This window comes from Fimbriimonadaceae bacterium (genome assembly GCA_019454125.1).
GTDB lineage: Bacteria > Armatimonadota > Fimbriimonadia > Fimbriimonadales > Fimbriimonadaceae > JALHNM01.
In genome coordinates, this window is record CP075365.1 from 1,869,207 (window position 1) to 1,886,462 (window position 17,256).

16 protein-coding genes and 2 rRNA genes are annotated in these 17,256 nt (G+C 62.2%); 9 read left to right on the plus strand and 9 right to left on the minus strand.

Translation table 11 applies throughout. From position 1 onward, the window contains the following. Positions 1–6: 6 nt before the first annotated feature. From KF733_09245 to KF733_09260, 4 genes are all read left to right on the plus strand, one after another. Positions 7–723 (plus strand): hypothetical protein, encoded by a 717-nt coding sequence (locus KF733_09245; protein QYK55189.1) that lies wholly within the window; start codon positions 7–9, stop codon positions 721–723. Then, complete coding sequence (locus tag KF733_09250; GenBank protein ID QYK55190.1) at positions 720–1,148, plus strand: J domain-containing protein; 429 nt, start codon at positions 720–722, stop codon at positions 1,146–1,148. The genes KF733_09245 and KF733_09250 overlap by 4 nt, the downstream gene beginning before the upstream one ends. 88 nt (positions 1,149–1,236) lie before the next feature. After that, entirely contained in the window at positions 1,237–2,031 is a 795-nt protein-coding gene (locus KF733_09255; protein QYK55191.1) for an SDR family oxidoreductase, read from the plus strand. Between the two features lie 5 nt (positions 2,032–2,036). Beyond that, complete coding sequence (locus KF733_09260) at positions 2,037–2,276, plus strand: hypothetical protein (protein ID QYK55192.1); 240 nt, start codon at positions 2,037–2,039, stop codon at positions 2,274–2,276. A gap of 27 nt (positions 2,277–2,303) precedes the next feature. On the opposite strand, the gene KF733_09265 is transcribed toward KF733_09260, so the two are convergent. Then, positions 2,304–2,786 carry a redoxin domain-containing protein gene (locus KF733_09265; protein QYK55193.1) on the minus strand — a complete coding sequence of 161 codons (483 nt, stop codon included), beginning with the start codon at positions 2,784–2,786 and terminating at the stop codon, positions 2,304–2,306. 39 nt (positions 2,787–2,825) lie between these two features. Further along, complete coding sequence (locus KF733_09270) at positions 2,826–3,581, minus strand: helix-turn-helix transcriptional regulator (GenBank protein QYK55194.1); 756 nt, start codon at positions 3,579–3,581, stop codon at positions 2,826–2,828. Positions 3,582–3,740: 159 nt separating this feature from the next. Between KF733_09270 and KF733_09275 the strand changes: the two genes are divergently transcribed. Further along, the gene (locus tag KF733_09275) at positions 3,741–5,027 is read left to right on the plus strand and encodes an NHL repeat-containing protein (protein ID QYK55195.1); all 1,287 of its coding nucleotides are present in this window, start codon (positions 3,741–3,743) and stop codon (positions 5,025–5,027) included. Positions 5,028–5,053: 26 nt separating this feature from the next. Then, a complete protein-coding gene (locus tag KF733_09280; protein ID QYK55196.1) occupies positions 5,054–6,007 on the plus strand; it encodes an ROK family protein in 954 nt (317 codons plus the stop codon). 242 nt (positions 6,008–6,249) lie between these two features. Here the strand turns inward: KF733_09280 and KF733_09285 are convergent, their stop codons facing one another. From KF733_09285 to KF733_09300, 4 genes are all read right to left on the minus strand, one after another. Next, the gene (locus KF733_09285; protein QYK55197.1) at positions 6,250–7,170 is read right to left on the minus strand and encodes a PEP-CTERM sorting domain-containing protein; all 921 of its coding nucleotides are present in this window, start codon (positions 7,168–7,170) and stop codon (positions 6,250–6,252) included. A gap of 181 nt (positions 7,171–7,351) precedes the next feature. Continuing rightward, positions 7,352–7,468, minus strand: a 5S ribosomal RNA gene (rrf, locus tag KF733_09290). A 97-nt stretch (positions 7,469–7,565) separates the two neighbouring features. Further along, positions 7,566–10,463 (minus strand): 23S ribosomal RNA (locus KF733_09295). A 298-nt stretch (positions 10,464–10,761) separates the two neighbouring features. Beyond that, the gene (locus tag KF733_09300) at positions 10,762–12,921 is read right to left on the minus strand and encodes a S8 family serine peptidase (protein QYK55198.1); all 2,160 of its coding nucleotides are present in this window, start codon (positions 12,919–12,921) and stop codon (positions 10,762–10,764) included. A 271-nt stretch (positions 12,922–13,192) separates the two neighbouring features. On the opposite strand from KF733_09300, the gene KF733_09305 reads away from it, so the two are divergent. Further along, a complete protein-coding gene (locus KF733_09305; GenBank protein ID QYK55199.1) occupies positions 13,193–13,822 on the plus strand; it encodes a hypothetical protein in 630 nt (209 codons plus the stop codon). Here KF733_09305 and KF733_09310 read toward each other — a convergent pair. The 3 genes from KF733_09310 to rpsL all read right to left on the minus strand — a co-directional run bounded on the left by KF733_09310 (position 13,801) and on the right by rpsL (position 15,932). After that, positions 13,801–14,961 (minus strand): Gfo/Idh/MocA family oxidoreductase, encoded by a 1,161-nt coding sequence (locus KF733_09310; GenBank protein ID QYK55200.1) that lies wholly within the window; start codon positions 14,959–14,961, stop codon positions 13,801–13,803. The two genes, KF733_09305 and KF733_09310, sit on opposite strands and share 22 nt — an antisense overlap. Before the next feature lie 111 nt (positions 14,962–15,072). Then, entirely contained in the window at positions 15,073–15,543 is a 471-nt protein-coding gene (gene rpsG, locus KF733_09315) for a 30S ribosomal protein S7 (protein QYK55201.1), read from the minus strand. Between the two features lie 5 nt (positions 15,544–15,548). After that, positions 15,549–15,932 carry a 30S ribosomal protein S12 gene (gene rpsL / locus KF733_09320; GenBank protein ID QYK55202.1) on the minus strand — a complete coding sequence of 128 codons (384 nt, stop codon included), beginning with the start codon at positions 15,930–15,932 and terminating at the stop codon, positions 15,549–15,551. Positions 15,933–16,263: 331 nt separating this feature from the next. Between rpsL and KF733_09325 the strand changes: the two genes are divergently transcribed. Next, complete coding sequence (locus KF733_09325; protein QYK55203.1) at positions 16,264–16,629, plus strand: hypothetical protein; 366 nt, start codon at positions 16,264–16,266, stop codon at positions 16,627–16,629. A gap of 6 nt (positions 16,630–16,635) precedes the next feature. Next, positions 16,636–17,202 carry a hypothetical protein gene (locus KF733_09330; GenBank protein ID QYK55204.1) on the plus strand — a complete coding sequence of 189 codons (567 nt, stop codon included), beginning with the start codon at positions 16,636–16,638 and terminating at the stop codon, positions 17,200–17,202. Positions 17,203–17,256 lie beyond the last annotated feature (54 nt).

Sequence of the window (17,256 nt, forward strand, 5' to 3'; positions counted from 1 at the left end):
GGCGCTATGCTTAAGGCCCGCGATCTCTTCCTCCGCCCCGTCCCGGTCATCGCTGGGGGGCTGGCCCTATTTGGCCTGGCCACCGCACGAATGGAACTGGTGCTCATCGGCGGCGTCGTCTGGGTCGTGAACGCCTTCTTCGCCGCGATGCGCGCGCAGCGGGCAGAGGGCGCCGACCAAGCGGAGCTCGGCGCTGAGGCCCTCTCCATGGTCCGCCCGATCCGCGAAGCTCGCGACAGCCTTCGAAAGACGGCGGCGGAGGCGCGCAACCAACCTGAGGTCAGCGTGATCGCGGGCGAGGCCGCGGAAGAAGCCGACCTCATCTACGCCGAGGCCGCCAAGGTGGCGCTGGCCCGCCAGAAGCTGAAGCAGGCGATCCGGGGGCGAGGCGCCGCCGCCACGGCCGTCTCGCGGCTAGAACGGCAGATAGCCGACTCCGCAAACCCCGAAGAGCGGGAGGCGCTGGACCGCGCCCTCGCGAGCCGAAGAGTCGAACTTGGGCACTTGGACGAAGCCCAACGCAAGATCGACGTTCTGGCGAGTAAGCTACGCGAAGCCGAAGCCGCTCTGAGCGAGATCCGCGCCATGGTCACCCGCGCCGTCGTTCAGTCCGATGTCGATTCGGCCTCCCAAGACGAAATGACCGGCATGCTCCAAAGACTCAAGACCCTCGGCAAGTCGTTCGAAGAAGCCTCCGAGCTCACCGAGGACCTGCGCGCGTGAGCGACTTCCAGCGCGCCTACGACCTCCTTCGCGGCTACGTGAACCGCGAATGGGACCGCATCCGACAGATCGACATCGACCGGGCCTGGCAAGAACTGAACTCGGGCCAGACCCACAGTGCCGCTGGACACGCCAAGGAAGGATCCGAGACCGAGCCGTCGAACGAGGTCGAAGAACTCACAGCCGAGGAGAAAATGAAGATCGCGTGCCGGATCCTGGGCGTCGAGGCGACCGCAGACTTTGAGGCGGTGCGCTTCGCCTACCAGAAGCTCAGCCGACGTAGCGATCCCAGCGGCTTCCCAGAGGGCTCGCACGAGGCCACCCAAGCGGCCATGATCCAACGGCGCGTGACCTGGGCGTACCGCGTGCTCACCGAGAACACCAGCGACACCGAGAAGCGGTTCCGGTCGCTGGAGATCGATTGAGGGCCACCGCCCGGGCCCAGGCGCCCCGCCAGCGTCCATCTGCAATATGCGACAGGACGAGGCGGGAAAACAAGCGGAACAAGAGGGAATGGGCGACCAGCCCCGCACCTCAGGCCCCAACCACAAGGGCAGCGGCAAGCTTGAAGGTCGAAAGGCCATCGTTTCCGGCGGGGACAGCGGCATCGGCCGGGCGATAGCGATCGCCTTCGCCCGTGAAGGAGCGGACGTCGCCATCCTCTACCATTCCCACGATGAGGACGCGGAGGAGTGCCTGCGCCTGATCGAAGAGGAAGGCGCCAAGGGGATCTCGATCAAGGGAGACATCGGCGACCCTTCGTTTTGCGAGCAGGCGGTCCAACAGACCCTCGAGGAACTGGGCGGGCTCGACGTGCTGGTGAACAACGCGAGCGAGCAACACCCCCAGGCCAAGCTCGAGGACATCACGCCCGAACAGCTTGAGCGCACCTTCCGCACGAACGCTTTCGGCTACTTCTACCTTACCAAGGCCGCCCTTCCCCACTTGGTGGAGGGTTCGACAATCGTCAACACGACGTCGGTGACCGCCTATAAGGGCAGCCCGGAGCTGCTCGACTATTCGGCGACAAAAGGGGCGGAGCTCGCCTTCACGCGCTCTCTCGCGATCTCGCTCGCCGAGAGGAAGATCCGCGTGAACGCGGTCGCCCCGGGCCCGATCTGGACGCCGCTCATCCCTTCCACGTTCGAAAAGGAAGACGTGGAGAGTTTTGGGAAGGACACCCTGCTCGGTCGGCCCGGTCAGCCCGACGAGGTCGCGCCATGTTACGTTTTCCTGGCCTCGAACGATTCTTCCTACATGACGGGCCAGACGCTCCACCCCAACGGGGGAACGGTCGTTAACGGATAGTAACCATGAAAGGCACCTGCACCGTTTGCGGCAACACCTACGACCGTGCGTTCCAAGTCACCGACGCCGAGGGAAAGAGCCACGTCTTCGACAGTCTTGAGTGCGCGGCGCAACTCTTGGCCCCGGCGTGCGCCCACTGCGGGTGCCGCATCTTGGGCCACGGCGTGGAAGCCGAGGGGACGATCTACTGCTGCGCCCACTGCGCCCGAAAGAAGGGAGAGGACGAGCTGGTCGACCGCGTCTAGAGCAGACGCGGTCTTGTTCGTGCGGGCCTACGAGAGGCTCTGCAGAGCTTCGGTGACGGGGGCCATGTCGGGCAATTCGCCGGGGTTCGGCGTCACCTGGCTGTAAACGACTTTGCCCTGCTTGTCGATGACGAAGACGGCCCGGTTGCTGGCCGCTCCGCCAGTCCCCGCGAAGTCGGGGAGTTCGACACCATAGGCCCTCGTCACTTCCCGTGAAAAGTCGCTGAGCAACGGGACCTTGATGTTGAACTTCTCTGCCCACGCCTTCAGTGCGAAGGGCGAGTCGACGCTGATCCCATAGACCTTTGCGTCGGCGGCTTCGAAGCCGCCGAGCCCGTTGGTCGCATCGCAAAGTTCGGTGGTGCAAACGCTGCTGAACGCAGCCGGGAAGAAGAGGAGGACCGTGTTCGCCTTACCGCGGGTATCGGACAAAGCGACGTCGACAAAACCGTCCGACCCAGGAGACTTGAGCTTGAAATCGGGTGCCTGTGTGCCAGGGGCGAGAGCCATCGAACCATTATTGCCGAGACCCGGGGCCGGGCCCTTGGGCTAGGATTGGAGCGCTCGGACCGCCCTGGGACTCATGCCCACCGATCTGCGGACGAGTTTGTTGAACTGGTGCGCGTCCGGGACCCCGACGCGGGCGGCGACCACCTTTATCGGCAAAGACGTCTCGCTCAAAAGCCGCACCGCTTCGCGAGCGCGGCGCTCCGCGACATACTTCTGGATCCCCATGCCGTGCTCGGACTCGAAGAGTCGGGCAAGGCTGCGGTAGGGCACGCCCACCGCTTGACACACATGGTCCACCCGAAGAGGTTCGCGCAGGTTCTGCGCGACATAACGCTCTGCTGCGACCAACTTGTCGTCCGTCCCGGCCAGGCGCTGGTGCTCCGCGATCGACCATAAGAGGCTCCAGATGAACGCGCGTCCCCGCGCGTGGCTTTGCTGGACTTGGTGGATGAGAAAGCCGCACTCTTTTAGGCGCTGGTCGTCGAGTTGCGTCTGGACCGGAACCGCGTGGAAGTCGGTCGAGTCCTCTACCAACGAGAACTGGAAGGCCGTGTGCAATTTGCCGTTGCCGACGCTCGCATGGGCGCCCCTGGCACCCGGGGGGAACAAGATCATGGTTCCCGGCGAAAATTCCAGGCTTATGTTGTTGTGGTACGCGAGGCCCGTGTGCTCGTAGACGATGAGCAAATGCTTCATCGGGGGCTGGATCCATTCCCGACGGTGTTCGGGAAGGTCGCTTCGATCGATGAACAGGTGCGACGGCGGCTGCGAAAGGCAGAGCTTCACAAAGCGCATTTGTGGTCACAATTATAACCACCAAGAGAAGGAAGACTTCTGGTTTGTTTGCACCCGTCTTAAGTCTGCACTGGCAGTTCTTGACCACTCTTGGCAGGAAGCGACAAATAAGAAGGAAAATGGGGCGGTCAAAATCTTTGCATCCGCAAAGGATGTCCCATGAAATGCTCTCAATGCCTGCCTGTTCTCTTCGTCCTGGCCGCACCCGCGCTCAGCCTGGGCGACTACTACACGTGCTCCAACGACGTCCCCAATGAGATCGGTGCGATGTACCGGACCGACGAGGGCGACAACCTCGTCGAAACGTTCGGCGAGTCAGTCCTCTCGTACCCGATTTACCAAACGTTCGATTCCAAGGGCGAGCTCTATGTCGCGGACTATGGAAACGGCAAAATCCAGCGGTTCTCGGCGGACGGGACCTACCTCGGCGTGTTCGCCGAGAACCTTGGCCAAATGGGTTCCATCCAGTTCCTTCCGGACGGTTCGCTTCTTTCGGCCCGCTACGAGGGCGGCCCCATCCTGCATTTCGCCGAGAACGGCCTTCGCCTGCCCGACTTCGTCTCTAATACTGGCCTGAATCGTCACGGCCAAATGGCGGTCGATTCGTCCGGCAACGTTTATGTCTGCTCGTGGGTGGAGAACACCATCCTGTGGTACGACCCGGCCGGGAACCCGCTGGGTGTGTTCTCCGACTTGGCCTCATCGGGCATCGAGGGGGTCGTTGGCATGCTCTTCGATGCCAACGGCGACATGTACGTCTCCGAATACTTGACCTACAAGATCAAGAAGCTCGACGCAAACGGCTCCTACCTCGGCGACGTGTTTTCGACGAACGGCGAGTGCGAGTACCTAAGCTACGATTCCGCTGGGAACCTCTTGGTGCCCCAGTTCTTCAACAACTTGGTCGAGCGCTACGACCCCGCAGGCAACCTCCTCGGAACAGCCTTGGAAGCCCCCGGCCCCTACCTTACGATCGCAGGCCCCGAGACTTTCGCTCCTTCCAGCGTCTCGATCCGTCGCGGCCGCTTGGAGTCAGGAAACGTCGGCAGCCTCGTGAACGTGGACGGCGACGCCCTTCGGGTCTGCAAGTTCATCGTCCCGAACCAGGTGATCCCGCCTGTCGAAGTCGAAGTTTCTGGGCTCACCACCAACCTCTCCCCCAGCCACCTAAACTTCTACCTCTCCTCGCGGATGGTCCACTCGGGCGCCTTCCGGCAGGAAGTGGTCATGGTCCGCGCCGACGGGACGCCGAGCACGACTGTTCGCCGCGCCGACTCGCTGAGCGGCTCGACCAAGACGGTCGCGCTTTACGCCGACGTTCCCAGCAACTTCGTGACCGTAGACGGCCTTGTTCGGGCGCGCTACTTGATCCGGCAGACCGGCCCCGCCTCCGTCTCCGCCTGGTGCCACGAGGCCGATCAGGCGTCCTGGACCATCGTCCCGTAACCCGCCGATCTGGTTCAATGCCCTAAGTGGAACTTTGGGGCATCGACCTCGGCGGCACGAAGATCGAAGGGGTGGTCTTGAAAGGCGACTACGCCCTCAAACAACGGAAAGGTGGAGGCGCCCGCGTCCTAGCCCGCCTGCGGATCCCAACGCAGGCCGAGCGCGGCTATGAGGCGATCGTTGGTCGCGTCCAGGAGCTGGTGCGGCTGATGGAAGAGGAGACCGGGCTCTCCCGCCCCGACGTGATCGGGATCGGCACTCCTGGTTCGGTTGATCCCGTCACCGGGCTCATGAAGAACTGCAACACGGCCTGCCTCAACGGGCGATCATTGCAAGACCACCTCACCGCGGCCCTGGGGGCAGAGGCCCGAATCGCGAACGACGCCGACTGCTTCGCCCTGGCGGAAGCCCATGCCGGCGCTGGAATGGGCGCCAAGACCGTCTTCGGCGTGATCATGGGCACGGGGGTCGGGGGCGGAATCGTTGTGGACGGCAACCTGCTCACCGGGCCGAACGGTATCGCGGGAGAGTGGGGCCACGCCACTCTCTGGCCCGATGGCGAGCCCTGCTATTGCGGTCGGAAGGGCTGCGTGGAGCGTTATCTGAGTGGCCCGGCCGTGGAACAGTTCCACGCACGGAAGACTCTCTCGCTTGATGGCGGCGTGGCCCATGGCGAAGGGCCGCTGTCACTCCGCGAGATCGCAGCTCGGGCGGAAACGGATGCCACCTGCCGCGAGACGGTTGAGCGCTTCTGCGACGACTTTGGGCGGGCCCTCTCGCTCGTCGTGAACATCCTGGACCCTGACTGTGTCGTCCTGGGTGGTGGGGCGGGCCAAGTGCCGCAGCTGCGGACTCTGGGTCGCGAGCGACTTGCCGCAAACGTATTCAACCCCCGTCTTGCGACGCCGTTGCTCGCCCCAGCTTTTGGCGACAGCGCGGGGGTATTTGGTGCCGCGTGGCTAACGGCGCGACCGTGTTAACATAGCCGGGAGCCGAGTTGAACCGTACTTCAAGGCTCGTGTTAAGAGCGCTTTTTCTCCCGCACCTTTTCGGGGCTCAGCCAAGTATTGTAAGCAAGGAGGAGGAAAACAATGGCCAAGCTCGCTACCCTTTTCGGTCTGCTCGGCATTCTCGCCGTCGTTCTCACGGGCTGCTCGTAAGCCCGCGGGAGACCGCTTCGTAGTTTGGGGCGAGCTGTGAGGCTCGCCCCCTGTCCTTTTGGTCAGGCCTTACGCCGGCGGGCAGCGAGGCCCGCGAGGGCAGCGCCCAGGGCGAGCATCGTTCCCGGCTCCGGCACCACGTTCACAGAGAAGTAGGTGTTGTCCGGCATCGTGAAGTTCACGACGCCGTTCTGGTAGTTGCCGTTGCCGTCGCCTCCCAGGTTGTTGCGCTGGAAGCCGTTTGCGTCTCCGGGCAGACCGCCTTGCGGGTTGTCGGCCAGGAACTGGTTGCTGGCGTAGTCGTGCTTGCCGCCGTTCACGAACGCGGCCACGAGGATGTCGCGACCGGCGATCGCTCCTAGCTGGTCGAGCGGGATCAGGAACTCCATGCCAGTGCCCACCGCGGCGATTCCGGGGTCGTTCTCCGGCAGGAGCGGAGTGTCGGCTTGGAAGCCACCGACGCCGCCCGTGTTCGAGTTGTCATAGCCGAACTGGATCCCGAGCACGCTATTGTCGAGCTGGGTCGCGTTGCCCGACCCACCGATGGTCGCCCAAAACGCGGTGAGAGTGTTGCCGTTGCGACGGAACGTGAGGTAGTAGTCCGCGGCGAAGCCAGAGCTGAAGCCGAGGCCGAGCATGCGGTTGCTTCCGAGCGATCCACCGGCGTCCTGTGCGCCGTCTGGGTCGACGACCTGGTTCTCACTGGTGATGCGGTCTTGGCCGCCGCTCTTCGAATCGAAGAACATCTCGAAGGCGTTTCCGTTGCCTTCCAAGTTGCCGCCGATAAAGACGTGCAGGTTGCTTCCGTCAGTGTAGGCATAGGCGTTGTCAAGCTCTGAGAAGTTGTCGCCGAAGCCAGTCGCGGTGCGTTGGGTCGCGCGCAAACTGCCGTCATAGGAGCCGTCGCGGATACCGTCGAGTTGCGCCATTGCGACGCTGGAGGCCACCGCGACGAGCGCAGCGGCGAACAGACGAGTGTTCATGTTTTTGTCCCTTCCGAATCTCAAGTCGATCGCGCCAAAGGCGGCACGAGCAAAGGCAATTTACATCTTGCGGGCCCCTTATGAATACGTATTCACCGGGTTTCTTTCGAAACCTAGCTCATCTGCGGGGCCTTGGACAAACGAAAGAAGCCCCCTGTTGGGGGCTCCCTCAAATCTTCTATCCGCGCAACGTGCTTATCTCCCGGGAGGTCGCCCTCCAAGTACTTCCGCCGCTGAGGGTCTTCACTTCCGTGTTCGGGATGGGAACGGGTGTTTCCCCCTCGCCATGATCACGCGAATAGAAACCGTTTTTAGCGCCTTCGGTGACGAAGGTGCTTTGACATCCGCACATTGCGAAGTAGACGCGCATTTAAAGCACCGAGAAAAGAAGCTTTGTATTTAAGCCCTCGGCCAATTAGTACCGCTCAGCTGAACATGTTGCCATGCTTACACGTGCGGCCTATCACCTGGTGGTCTTCCAGGGGCCTTACTAATATGGGAAACCTCATCTTGGAGTCTGCTTGGCGCTTAGATGCTTTCAGCGCTTATCAGATCCGAACTTGGCTACCCAGCGTCTGCGCCTGGCGGCACAACTGGTACACCATAGGTTCGTTCACCCCGGTCCTCTCGTACTAAGGGCGACGCTCCTCAAGTTTCCTACGCGCACAGAGGATAGGGACCGAACTGGCTCACGCCGTTCTGAACCCAGCTCGCGTGCCACTTTAATCCGTGAACTCCGGAACCCTTGGGACCCTGTGCAGCCCCAGGATGTGACGAGCCGACATCGAGGTGCCAAACCATGCCGTCGCTGTGAGCGCTCGGGCAAGATCAGCCTGTTATCCCCGGGGTAGCTTTTATCCGTTGAACCCTGGCGTGCCCACGCACCACCAGAGGGTCACTTAGACCTGCTTTCGCACCTGCTCGACTTGTAGGTCTCGCAGTCAACCGCCCTGTATACCTATACGCTCGACGCCTGATTTCTGACCAGGCTGAGGGCAGCTTTGTACGCCTCCGTTACACTTTGGGAGGCGACCGCCCCAGTCAAACTACCCGCCACGGAGTGTCCCCAACCCGGATAACGGGTCAGGTTAGTCGTCCAGATGCAGAAGGGTGGTGTTCCATTGGTGCCGAAGCTCCCACCTACGCTCTACATCCACACCCAAACGACAGTCCGAAGGTGTAGTGAAGCTCCACGGGGTCTTTCCGTCCATCTGCGCGTAGCCCGCATCTTCACGGGCACTACAATTTCACCGAGCTTCTCGTTGAGACAGTTCCCAAGTCGTTACGCCTTTCATGCGGGTCGGTATTTAGCCGACAAGGAATTTCGCTACCTTAGGACCGTTAGAGTTACGGCCGCCATTCACTCGGACTTCGATTCAGTGCTTCGGTTGCCCTAACACCTCCTGTTAATCTACGAGCATTGGGCAGGCGTCAGCCCCTATACTTCGGTTTTCACCTTAGCAGAGACCTGTGTTTTTGGTAAACAGTCGCCTGGGATGCTTAGCTGCGGCCCCTTGCGGGGCGCCCCTTATTCCTAAGTTACGGGGCCCATTTGCCTAGTTCCTTAACGAGAGTTCTCTCGAACGCCTTAGTCTCCTCGACTCACCTACCTGTGTCGGTTTACAGTACGGTCGTACACAGCTGAAGCTTAGAGCTTTTCTCGGCCCCCCCTCACCTTACGTGGAACTACCAACAGTCCACTTGGAGCTTGGGAAAGCGTCCCTCATCGCACTGTGCACGGGGCAGGAATGTCTACCTGCTATCCATCGGCTACGCCTTCTGGCCTGGCCTTAGGACCGCCTAACCTCCGTCTGACGAACATAGCCGGAGAAACCTTAGGTTTTCGGCGCAAAGGATTCTCACCTTTGTTATCGCTACTCATGCCTGCATTCTCACTCGAGTGCGCTCCACGGCTGCTTACGCTACCGCTTCGCTGCACACACGACGCTCCCCTACCGACCTCCGCTCTTGCGGGGTCCCGTAGCTTCGGCGGGCGGCTTAAGCCCCCTTACATTATCCGCGCGAATCCACATTCGGCCAGTAAGCTGTTACGCACTTTTTAAAGGGTGGCTGCTTCCAAGCCAACCTCCTGGCTGTTTACGCGGACTCACATCGTTTCACACTTAGCCGCCGCTTAGGGGCCTTAACTGACGATCTGGGTTGTTTCCCTTTTGACCACGGACCTTATTGCCCGTAGACTCACTGCTGCCTTAATCACACGGTATTCGGAGTTTGGTAGGGTTCGGTAAGCGGGTAAGCCCCCTAGCCCTTCCAGTGCTCTACCCCCGTGTGACAACAGACAACGCTGCACCTCAATGCATTTCGGGGAGAACCAGCTATCTCTGCGTTCGATTGGCATTTCACCGGACTAACCACAGTTCATCCCGAGACTTTTCAACGTCAATGAGTTCGGGCCTCCATGGTGTGTTACCACCACTTCACCCTGACCATGGCTAGATCACGCAGTTTCGGGTCTGCTGACAATGACTAGACGCCCTATTCGGACTCGGTTTCCCTCCGGCTCCACGGCTTAACCGCTTAACCTTGCCACTGCCAACAACTCGCAGGCTCATTCTGCAAAAGGCACGCCGTCACGCTTGACCGGATCACTCCGGACATGGCGCTCCGACTGTTTGCGGGTGATGCGATTTCAGGTTCTATTTCACTCCCCTCCCGGGGTTCTTTTCACCTTTCCCTCACGGTACTGGATGCACTATCGGTGACAAGTCGTACTTAGCCTTACCCGGTGGTCCGGGCAGATTCACGCGGAATTCCTCGTGCTCCGCGCTACTCGGGTAGACCCTGAATCCGTCTGGGATTTAATAGGTACGGGGCTGTCACCCTCTATGGCCGTCCTTTCCAGAACGTTCCGTTATCCCAAAACGCGTCTTCTTTTCCAACCTCCTCAAGCTCAAGGCTCGTCTCGAAGGCAGGCAGGTCAGTCCCTGCTCGCCCCTTCAAAGCCCTCAGCTTGAGGGAAGTTGGTGGATCCCCCACGACCCCAGTGGGCAAGCCCACTGGTTTAGGCTGGTCCGCGTTCGCTCGCCGCTACTTACGGAGTCCCTTCGGTTTCTCTTCCACGGGTTACTAAGATGTTTCAGTTCACCCGGTGCCCTCCTCACTCCCTATGTGTTCAGGAGTGGGTGACGGGGCATTACCCCCGCCAGGTTTCCCCATTCGGAAATCCCCGGATCATCGCGTTCGTGCCGCTCCCCGAGGCATATCGTTGCTTGCACGTCCTTCATCGGCAACTTGTCCCTAGGCATTCGTCGCACACCCTACGTAGCTTATATTTCGTAAAGCGTTCTTTTACTCGGTGCCTTAAACGCGCGTCCACTTCCCTTTATGCGGATGTCAAAGAACCCTCGCCCGGAGGCTTCGTCTCCAGGTGCTACACCCGGAGGCGGAACGGCATGATACCAGGACATTCCACGTGAATCAAGCGTTCCCGGGCCCTGGGCCAGAAATGGGGCCTTCGGCATAGGCTTCTCGCCCCTCAGAACGCCCCCGTGAACCTGACAGGGCCCTGGAACCGGCCCGAAAAGGGGCCGGATAATCCATCAGGGGTCCCCCCGCGAAGGGGGACCAAGGTCAATAAGAGCCGGGCTGGACTAGGGTCCAGGCGAGGCTCTCGCCATAGGAGTTCGAGAAGACTTCCGCTTTCACGACCGGAGCGTTCGGGCTGATCCGCCGCTTCGCGATGAATTCCAGGACCCGCTCCTCGCCCGGGCGCAGGTTGCCGATGTTCCTCGGGTTCTCCCCGTTCACGATGTCATAGCCGCTCACGCGGACCTCGGTGTTCGACATCTGAAGGTCGCCCGTGTTCTTCACCGTGACCCGCCAGACGAACTGGCCCAGGTAAGAGCCGCTCGGCTGCCGGAAGAAGGTCGCCGACGCGACTGGCCCCACCGCCTCGCTGAAGTTCTCCTGGGTCGCCAGCGCGTAGCGCTCCGAGGCCACTGCGGGGTCGAAGGCGCCTTGCGTCTCCACCTTCAGCACGACCTCACCGTCTTGACCGACCGAGACCTGCTCGACGTTGTCGATCGCCGAGGTGCTCCCGGCCAGGAGGCTGTTCGTCTCGGAGCCATAGGCGAGGAGGTTTAGGTTGCTGAGCGCGCGGACGATCGAGGGATAGGTGCTCCCGTTGTACGCGACATGGCGGTTCCAGACCAGGGTCGCCTTCTCGTTCCGGAACATCTGGCCCTTATAGAGCTTGAAGTTCTTCCCTCCCGGTGCGGGCCTGTCCATCGTCCGAAGAAAGACGTCCGGCACGTGGATCAAAGCGGAGGACATGTTCGCGTAGCCCCAGCCATAGCGCTTGTCCCAGAAGGAGCCCGGCACTCGGACGTCGTCCGCGGTGGTCGAGGTGTTCCGAGAGTCGATCGCTTCCGCCGTGTTGATCAAGAGCGCCTTGGCCGCCATGGGGCCAGGAACGCCGGCGCTGATGCAGAGTACGACGCAGCCCCCGATGTGCGGCGCGGCCATGCTCGTGCCCGTCAGCGACGCATAGCCGCCGTTGTTGTACGGGGCCGTGATCGCCGTCCCCAGGCCGCCGATGTCCGGCTTTTTCCGACCGCCAAAGGTCGGGCCCGTACTGCTGGAGCTGCTGATCAAGTCGTCCGCGCGGTTCGTGTTCTCTTGGTCGCTCAGGTTCGCGCAGGCCAACAGGTTAAAGGCAGGCGCGGGGTGGGTGATCGTGATCCCCGTGCTGAAGCCCCCGTTGCCGGTCGACTTGGAGACCATGACCTCGAAGGTGTCGCAGACGCCGTCGAAGAACTGGTCGATTCCCGCATAGTCGTTCGAGTTCGCCGTCCCGTTCCCGAAAGAGTAGTTCACGCTTTCCGCCCTTTCCAGGATCGTTGTCATGAGGGCGTTCATACCGACCATCGATGTGGAGTCCGCACCCGCCTGGGCCACGCTGATCGTGTCCACCCCGGGGGCCATGCCGCGGTAGGTGGAATTGTCACTGGCCATGATGCCGGTCACGTGCGTCCCGTGGCCGTCCGGGTCGACGGTCTGCGGCCCCTCGAACCGTTTGCCCGCGAACGCGGCGTGGGTGCGGAGGCAGCCCGTGTCCAGGGTGCCGACGTCATAGGTGCCGCCCGTGAAGCCAGCCTGCCAGAAGGTGGTGGCGCCGATGGATTGGGCCGACGTGTTGAGTTCTGGCGCGCCCACGTGGTCCAGGCCGACGAAGGCCACCATCGGGTCCGCCGCCAGCGCCCGGATCCCGGCCGGGCTCAAGCTTGCCGCGAGCGTACTCACTGCGGTGGTCTCCCCGATCACCCGCCCGCCGTAAGCGTTGACCATGCCCCGCAGGTGGGCAAAGTCGAAGATCGCGGCGCCCTTTGCATAGGCCGCGACCTCGTCGCCATAACTCTGCCGCAACCGGTCGACGCTGCGCGCGGTTCCCGCAACGTTCGCGGGATCCGCCAAGTACCTCCCTGCCGCGATCGCCGCCCTTTCCTCGGCCGGTGAGAGCGACGGCATGGCACGGAGGTCTTCGACCTGGCGACGCGCCCGCTCCATCTCAAGATCGATTAAGGTGCGGTACTTCGGTGCCAAGAGCTCGGCCGCCTCGGCCGCGTGCTGCCGACGCAGGTAGAAGACGACGCTAAGCGGTCGATTGCTGGGGGAAGCCAGCCTCTGAGCAAGGTCGTCCTCGAACTTCATGCTCGCCGTAGCGAACGAGCCGGAGACGACTAAGGACAGGGCGGCAAGCGCCGTCCTCCTGGCGAATTTCGGGGTGCACATGGTACGGAGTTCCAAAGTGCGGCCCAGGATACACGACAACTTGGGCCCATTGCCCCAGCATTTTCATCACTTCCGGCAGGCGCCTACCCTGTCCGGACTCGGCCCGTTCGCGCGGAAGGCCGCAAATTGTTATCTAGATGCAATGTCTTGCGCCAGGGTGAGGTCGGGCCTGGAACGAGTCCGCGCTCCGCTGGATCAAAGGCCCGAAACTTTATCGGAAGGGTCCCCTAAGCTTTCCTTGCCAGCGGCATAAAAGGCGTTCAACGACAGTATGCGAATACTAATTCCTACGGTCGCCGTCCTCCTAGCCGCAGTCGGATGCGCGCCCACCGAGGGCGATATGGCGACAGGCACGGATCCCACGAGAGCCAACACCCCGGCAACGACTTCGGGGACGACGACCGACCAAGGGCAGCTCACAAACTACTCTGGCCTGCTGCGAGGCACGGGCACGCTGTCGCGCGGCACCAACAGCCAGAACCTTGAGGTCGCCGAAGTGAGAATGGAGAACGACAACACCCTACGTTTGGCGTTCTGGGGGCCGATGCTTGGCCAGACCACGTTCTCCGGCCGGTGGGGACAAGCCAACAGCCAGGAGATCCCGATCAAGATCGACACGGGCGGAGGGCAAGCTGCCGTCATGGACGCCACGGGGACCGTCACCTTGGGGGTCGACGGACGGCCAGACACCATCACCATCTCCGCGAACAACGCGTCGGCGGACGTGATGACGCTCCGGTTCGTGGCTGACGACAACACAGGCTACACAGACATGACCGGGGGCACGAGCAGCATGGGGGCCCCTAATGGAACCGGAACGGGAACAGGTACCGGGACGAACACCCCGGGATCCAGCACCGCTGGCTCGCCGACCGAGAACTACCCTTCGACCGGCAGGTAAGGCGGGGAGCCCTGGTCTCCAGGGCTCCCTTGCCGCGCCATCCGGTCGGCCGCCTCCGCCATCTCCAGCGCCCTCAGGCCATCCTGTTCGGTGAGCAAGCGCTGGTTCTCGCGGTTGCGGATCCAAGCCCACTGGTCGGCGAAGAGGCTCCGCACACAGTTGCTGTAGACCGAGTACTTGCTCTGGTCCCAGCCCTTGCGGATCGTCAGCTTCTCGCTCGCGTCGTACACCTTGAACCGCCCTTCGACCTGACGGTCTTGGCCACGGTAGAGCTCCTCGGCCTCGAGGTGCGCGCGGTGGAAGATTTTCTTGAGCTCTCGGATTTCCCGGTCGCCGGTCATGGCCGTCAGAGTCATCCGCGTCGGCACCCACTCCTCCGTCACGATCTCGCCCCGCTCGAAGACGATCCGCATTTGCTGGCGGTCGGCACGGCTCGGCTGGGTGAAGCTGTGGAAGAACCACGCGTCGACCTCGCCGAAGCGGGCCATTGACGTCACCTGCTCCTCAACGTTGGAGCCCGGGCGGAGCGACCGGCTCGCGCCTCGGACCTCCCCAGGGCCGAACCACATCGCGAAAAGGTCGAAGAAGTGCACGCCGTGCTCGATGAAGATGCCTCCGCTCTTTTCCCTGTCCCAAAACCAGTGGTCGGGCTTCAGGCCGCCGTCGGCGGCGAGGTTCTCGAACCGCGCGTACAAGACCTCGCCCAGCGGCTTTCGGTCGATGACCGCCTTGATCTGGGCCGCGAGTGGGTTGTAGCGCTGCATCTGGTTCACGACGCAGAGGAGGTCGCGGCTCTCCGCCAGAGCCACAAGCTCCCGTCCTTGCTCCACCGAGATCGCGAGCGGCTTTTCGACCAAGACGTGCTTCCCCGCTTCCAGCGCCTTCTTCGCGGCGTCATAGTGGAGGAAGGGAGGCAGGGCGATGTAGACCATGTCCACGTCCTCTTGGGCGACCAAGTCTTCGATATCGATCGGCTCGCCCACCCCGAACCGCTCGGCCGCGGCATAAGCCGCCTCCCGGTGAGTGCCGGCCAAGCCCGCTACGCGCACGCCCTCCTGCTGCTCGAACTGCTGCACCGCGAACATGGCAAAGCTGCCAAACCCAATGACCCCCAGACCGATCTCTTCGTTAATCGACATCTATGCCGTCGTAACGTCGGAAGCGGGCCCCGGCCCCGTGACCGGGCCGTAAAAAAGCGCAACCCCTCTCTGAACGAGAGGGGTTGCACACGGCTGCGGAAAACGCAAGCACTAGAACCGGTAGTGCGCGAACGCCTTGTTGGCGTCGGCCATCCTGTGCGTGTCTTCCTTCTTCTTCACCGAGTTGCCGGTGTTGTTGAAGGCGTCGAAGAACTCGCCGGACAACTTGTCCACCATGCTCTTGCCGCTTCGACGTCGGGCGTTGCCGACCAGCCAGCGTAGCGCAAGGGTGCGGCGCCGGGCGGGGCGAACTTCCATCGGCACCTGGTAATTCTGGCCGCCGACGCGTCGGGGACGGACTTCCATGGTGGGCATCACGTTCTGAATGGCCTTGTCGAAAAGCTCGATCGGCTCGACCTCTGCCTTCTTTGCGGCAATGTCCAGCGCGGCGTAAACGATACGCTCGGCCTTCGACTTCTTGCCGGCCAGCATGAGGCGGTTGATAAACCTTTGTAGAAGCTCCGAGCCGTGCATGGGGTCCGGAGTGATGACGCGGGGTGGGACGGGTCCTTTTCTCGGCATAGGTCTTACTTAGCGGCGGGCTTGGCCCTCTTCGCGCCGTACTTACTTCGGGATTGCTTACGGTTAGCGACCCCGGCGGTCTGCTGGGTGCCTCGAACGATGTGGTACCGGACGCCGGGAAGGTCCTTCACGCGGCCTCCGCGAACAAGCACGACCGAGTGTTCCTGCAGGTTGTGCCCGACACCGGGGATGTAGGCCGTGACCTCGATCCCGTTCGTGAGGCGCACGCGGGCGACCTTTCTCAGGGCTGAGTTCGGCTTCTTAGGGGTGACCGTTCTGACGACAGTGCAGACTCCGCGCCTGAAGGGGTTGCGCTTCAGGGCCGGCGACTTGCTCTTCGTCTTCTGAAGCGTCCGCCCATTGCGGACCAGCTGGTTGACCGTCGGCATGTGTTCTCGTCTACTTCCCGTTCCGGGGGCACGGACTTTTCAGAACCAAGAAGCCCCTCGCGTGCTTTCCGCAAGAGGCCCCGATCGGATCAATTCGGCTCGTTTTCAAGTCCGGTTGCTTCCCATGGGACGACCTTCTCGCGAAAGCCCGCGCCCCAGCCTCGGCTGGGCGGATCGGTATTGTGCCTGATCCTGCCCGCAATGTCAAGGACCTTTTGGCCAACCTGCCCTTCCAGCTCAGCCCCGATCCCTACGCCTCCTAGACCCCCGCCAAAATTCAGGCAGGCCCTTATACCCAAGCAATAGTTGATGGTTCGGCGTTCCTAAGAATGTGAGGCTTGCCCTTACCACGCTTGTTTTGTCTGCATTTGGGTTCGGTGCCCTTGCTGGCTTCCGCTCGATTCCGGCTGAGTCGGAAATGTGCGGCCAGCAGGGCCCGAGCTGTCAAGCCTGTAACACCAACACGTGCGGCGACTATTCCTACATTGATCTTGAGGCCACGTACCAGATCTATCGGTGCATCGACCGGGACATGATCGCTCCGGGCCACTGCGCCCTCGTCACCGAAAGCCGTTACCGGATGTACGACAAGTTCGACCTCTATATTGGTGACTGCATTAAAGCCGTCTGCTGCAACGGCGTGGTCGACCCCAATCGCGCCTGCCAATACCCCCGCTACTGCCCTCCCACTGACTGATGTCCGATGAAGCACGTCCTTAAGCCTCTCGCCTTGAGCGCCCTGACCGCAAGCCTGGCTCTGGCCGGGTTCGCCTTTGGGAGATCGTTGTCAGAGAAGACTGACGCCCTTGGCGCGGGCGACCCCGTCAATGCGGAAGCGGTGGCCCGAGCGATCGCGCTCCAGCTCCGCGCGAACGGCAACCAACCGGTTCGCTTGCCCCGAGGTCTGACCCTGCTTGCGGACCAAAAGTTGGCTTCTGACCGGGAAGACCGCGACAACCCCGTGTCCTTCTGCACGCCGAGGCCCGACCACCCCGTTTTAGGCGAGTTGGCCGCGTACACGAACCTTTACATCCGTTCGAACTTCCAGCGCGGCGAGGGCGACGAGGGTTGGACGAACCCGGAAGGGTTCTATGTCATAGCCTGGCGCGACGGCAGGGTCGAGCGGGTGCCCTTCGGCACTGAGAGGTATGTCTGGGCTTATGAGGGCGAGGCCAGGCTCTACACAGTTTTCCCGGGCATGACCGCTTATGCCAACGCCGTTGACCGGGCGACTGCCCTGGCCGGCCCGCCTTCCCCTCCCCCGCAGTAAGAGCGAAGGGGCGGGCCCCGCTTGGGTGCCCGCCCCGTTTAACGCGCTTCCGCG